The sequence below is a fragment of the Saccharopolyspora elongata genome (assembly GCF_004348985.1).
GTDB lineage: Bacteria > Actinomycetota > Actinomycetes > Mycobacteriales > Pseudonocardiaceae > Saccharopolyspora > Saccharopolyspora elongata.
Window position 1 is genome coordinate 1 of record NZ_SMKW01000184.1, and the last position, 4,119, is coordinate 4,119.

Annotated in this window: 3 protein-coding genes and 1 pseudogene; 2 read left to right on the forward strand and 2 right to left on the reverse strand. The window is 65.3% G+C overall.

What is annotated here, in order from left to right; translation table 11 throughout:
* Positions 1-283 precede the first annotated feature (283 nt).
* The gene (locus E1288_RS46030; RefSeq protein WP_132495617.1) at positions 284-847 is read left to right on the forward strand and encodes a helix-turn-helix domain-containing protein; all 564 of its coding nucleotides are present in this window, start codon (positions 284-286) and stop codon (positions 845-847) included.
* A gap of 67 nt (positions 848-914) precedes the next feature.
* On the opposite strand, the pseudogene E1288_RS46035 reads toward E1288_RS46030, so the two are convergent.
* Positions 915-1,376, reverse strand: a pseudogene (locus E1288_RS46035) (pyruvate dehydrogenase); the annotation flags it as partial.
* 157 nt (positions 1,377-1,533) lie between these two features.
* Positions 1,534-2,763 (reverse strand): trans-sulfuration enzyme family protein, encoded by a 1,230-nt coding sequence (locus E1288_RS46040; protein WP_235884303.1) that lies wholly within the window; start codon positions 2,761-2,763, stop codon positions 1,534-1,536.
* 266 nt (positions 2,764-3,029) lie between these two features.
* On the opposite strand from E1288_RS46040, the gene E1288_RS46045 reads away from it, so the two are divergent.
* A complete protein-coding gene (locus tag E1288_RS46045; RefSeq protein ID WP_165968638.1) occupies positions 3,030-3,611 on the forward strand; it encodes a helix-turn-helix domain-containing protein in 582 nt (193 codons plus the stop codon).
* The last annotated feature ends 508 nt before the right edge of the window (positions 3,612-4,119 follow it).

Genomic DNA, 4,119 nt, shown 5'->3' on the forward strand with positions numbered 1-4,119 from the left:
GACTCCCTGCAGCAGATCGCCAACTCGCTGGTCGAATCAGTCGATGCTCACTCGGCGAGCTGATGGCGCCAGGTGCGCCACGAGGCCGGGCCCCAACCATCTCCGAACTCCGGGGATCTCTCGACGGCGGCTGTTTTGCGAGTCCGGTCCGTACCAGAGGAGTCGCCGCCCATCTCTGTACATCTAAACGACCGAAAAGTACAGTAGATCGACCGCCCGGCGGTATATGGCTCACCGCCCAAGCTGTGCATTGAAGGGGCCGAGTCGTGAGGATGGTGATCGGATGGTCGAGACTGCCGCTGCCCTGCGGGCAATCTCGCACAATGTCCGTGCGGCTCGCGCCCGCGCCGGCTTGTCCCTGGAGGAACTCGGCCGACGCGCCCAGGTCAGCAAGGGTGCGCTGGTCGGGCTGGAGAAATCCCAGGGCAATCCGAACTTGGCTACGCTGATCCGGCTGGCCGACACCCTCGGGGTGTCGTTGTCGGCCCTGGTGCAGGGGCCGCCTGGTGGTCGCGTCAAGATTGTGGCCGCCGATTCCGTGGCGCCCCTGTGGACCGGGGAGCGGGGCAGTGAGGTCAAGCTCGTTCTGACCACATCAGGCTCGGCGCCCGTCGAGATCTGGCGCTGGCGGCTGGAACCTGGTGAGGCATGCCCCGGCCATCCTTACCAGGCCGGAGTCGTGAAAACGATCAGCGTCACCGCGGGCTGGATGGTCCTGGTCGTCGACGGCGCCGAGCACCGCGTCGAAACTGGGCAGACGGCCGTGCTGGGCGGCGATCTGCCGCACACCTACTGTGGCGCGGGCACCGAAACCTGCAACGTGATCATGACGGTCCACCTGCGTTAACGGCAAGCTGAGCAAGTCATAGTTGGATTCAGAGCTCGGCGGATCACTGCACGATCGAGCTGATCACGGCGCCGCTGAAGGCGGTGTCTACGTAGCGACGCGACACCGCACCCCAGATCGGCGCGGTGGCGCCGATGCCCACTGAGCCGGTCGAGTAGTCGGCGGGATCCGGATCCTTCAGGCGACTCGGATAGGTCTGCAAACCGCCGAACTCCCGAAGCCGCGGCAGGTACGAGGCATCCAGCTCACCGAGCAGGTAGTTGATCGAGTGGAGCACTGGCGAGGCGTGCGGTTTGACCGACACCCGATCCTGCGCGCGCAGATGTCTGAACCACAGCGACGTCATGATCGACAGCATCGAGGCCGAGGACGCCTGGTGGCCACCGACTTTGAGACCGGACGGGTTCGGACGGACGAGGTTGGCGTGGTGGATGATCGCGCTCGACAGCCACAGAACACGGCGCTCGATTTCGCGGAGCACTTCGTGCTCAGCATCGGACGGGTGGGAGGTAAGCACCGGGCTGCTCATGATGTCTCACCTTCGAAATCAGGCATTCTGCGATCCAGCGACGGGGCATCGCGCTGAGCCGGATATGGAGATGTCTCGCCGTGTCAAGAGCGCAGGGGAAGACCTCGCTGTGATCTGGCCAGGGCCAGTCGCCGACATCGGCATGGGGACCAGCTGGCTACGCCGTGGTGGGAATGGCTTGCAGGAGGTCCTGCCACAGGTCTTCGACGTGCTCACATCCCACGCTTAGCCGCAGCAGCCCTGCCGGAACGTGCTCTTGACCAGGGTGCTTGGCTCGTCGTTCGATCGTGGACTCCACCCCGCCGAGGCTGGTGGCGAACGCGATGATCTGCACCGCGTCGCAGGCCGCGTCCGCAGTCGTGGCGTCTGCGAGTTCGAAGCTGAGAACGGCACCGAACCCGGTCATCTGCTCGGCCGCGAGCTTGTGGCCAGGATCGTCGGGCAATCCCGGGTAGTGCACGCGCTTGACCGCAGGATGCGCGGTAAGCCGATGCGCGAGCTCGTGAGCCGAAGCCTGGGCTGCGGCCAGGCGGACACCCATAGTCCGGATTCCTCGCAGCGCCAGGTAGGACTCCAGCGCTCCCGGGGTTGCACCCGCGAAGGAGCGGCGCCGGGCAAGCGCGTCCTGCTTCGCCGGGTCGTTGGTGACAGTGATACCCATCAGCAGGTCGGAGTGGCCGCCCATGAACTTGGTGGCGCTGTGCACGACGAAGTCGGCGCCGAGGCTCAGCGGCTGTTGCAGCAACGGCGTGGCGAAGGTGTTGTCCACAACCACCTGCACTCCCGATGCGTGTGCAGTAGTCGTGATGGCCCGGAGGTCGCAGATCTCGAGTAGTGGGTTGCTCGGAGTTTCGACCCAGAGGAGGTCTGCGCCGTCGAGGTGATCGGCCAGTGAATCCGGCTGCGCGAGGTCTACGGCCTCCAAGCGCCAGCGGCCGAGTTCGTGGCCTTCCTCGAGCAGGTGGCGGGTCCCCATGTACACGTCACGGGGAAGCAACACCTTGGCCCCGGCGGGGAGTGTCTCGAGCACAGCCGCGCATGCGGCCATCCCGGAGGAGAAGGCCAGTGCGGAGCCGCCTTCCAACCGTCCCACCACGGATTCGAAGGCTGCCCAGGTAGCTGTGCCGTCCGTCCGCGCGTAGCGCCGCGGTCCACGTACCCCTCCGGTGTTGGAACCGTGGTCGCGGTCCTCCTCTGTTCCGAGCTTGCCGCCCTTCTGGGAGCGGAAGTTCGAGGCGAGGGTGATGGGTGGATTCATCGGGTTGCCCGCGTCCTTCTCGGGTCGACCCTCTTCGATGAGGACCGTCTCCGGCCGCAGCTCCCACGCTGCCGCTTCACGGGGGGACTCATCGGCCATCTCGCCTGTCCGGCTTGCCTCGTTGGACACCGTTCCTCCTTTGATCGGAACCGAACCGTGTGGGGCTCAGAAGGCTGTCGTCAGCTGCCTCTCGCGCTCGGCATCCGCGGTCTGCCGGTCCGCCAACTTGGCCGCCCACTTCCTGGGCGTCGCCCAGCGTGTTGCTAGGCCGCTCCCGGTGCGGATACGAGGGAGCCTCGTTGGCGAACAGTTTTGACTATGAGGCAATAATCGTCAACCCGCGGAGCAGTCGCTCGCGGTATAAGCCGTTTTGACTGAGAGGCATAATGCAGGACGTGTTGGATCCGGGACAGACGGAGAAGCTGATCGCCCAACGCCTGCTGGAGGCGCGGCATCGAAGAGGTTGGACGCTTGCCGAGGCCGCTGAGGCCAATGGGGTGTCCGTGACTCACCTGTCCCGCCTGGAACGGGGTGAGCGGCAGCCCTCCATCGGTGTGCTCATCCAGTTGGCCTGGTCCTACGGCTTGCCGTTGGGGCAACTCGTCGGCGAAGAACCGCAAACGGCCTGCCACGTCTTCCGAGGTGGTGAGGCTCCGCTGCACGACGGTCCGGATTACAAGTACGCCGCACTGAGCGGGATAACGGGACTGAACCTGTTGGAAGCGATCCGCCTGGAGCTCCCTGGCAGCTCTCGGACCAGCCGGGCTGCGCAGCACGTTGGAGAAGAATGGCTGCTCGTGCACTCCGGTCGAGTCCGTGTGGAGATCGGCTCTGAGAGCTTCGATCTCGAACCCGGAGATGCCGCCCACTTCGATGCCCAAAGCCCGCACCGGATCTGCAATCGCGGGCGGGCGCGCGCGACCGTCTTCATCGTCTCGGCTAGCTCCCCGGCAAGGAGAGGGAACGGTCACAAGTGACAGCAGCGTTGCGGGGCTCGAGTCGCGGACCGTCGTAATTCCGGTCCTCGATGCGCAGTAGCGGGAGCCCGCAGGGCTGCGTTCACGGGCTGGATCTTGTCCAGTTGTCCGGTTGGCGAGTCGAGGTCGAGTCTTCCGCGTCGGTGCCCGGCGTTCGAAGCATGGCGTGATGCAGCGTGGGATGAGGCTGTCCGGACGCAGTTCGGCAGCGGCCATCGTGCGACCTGGTGAGTGTCGAGGGGATCAGCTACCCGTCGGCGGTAGCTCCTCGCCCTCCGCTGTGCGGGGCCTGCGTGTGTTCGGCGACGGCTCGCTTGTAGGACGGCCGCTCATCTCCATGTAGGCAAAATTTGTTGCCTCTGGGGCTTGTCCAGAGTTTGCCTGAGAGGCAAACTCTGTCCAACTTCACGTCCCGCATCGCACAGGTGGAGCGGGCCATGTCATCTCCTTCCGACGCGGCCGCCAGTGCGTGGCCGAAGGGCTTGGTGGAAGCATCATGAGGAAATTC

What these genes read in the sequence shown, in the direction of transcription:
- E1288_RS46030 (WP_132495617.1), top strand. Translation starts at nt 284, where the DNA reads ATGGTCGAGACTGCCGCTGCCCTGCGGGCAATCTCGCACAATGTCCGT.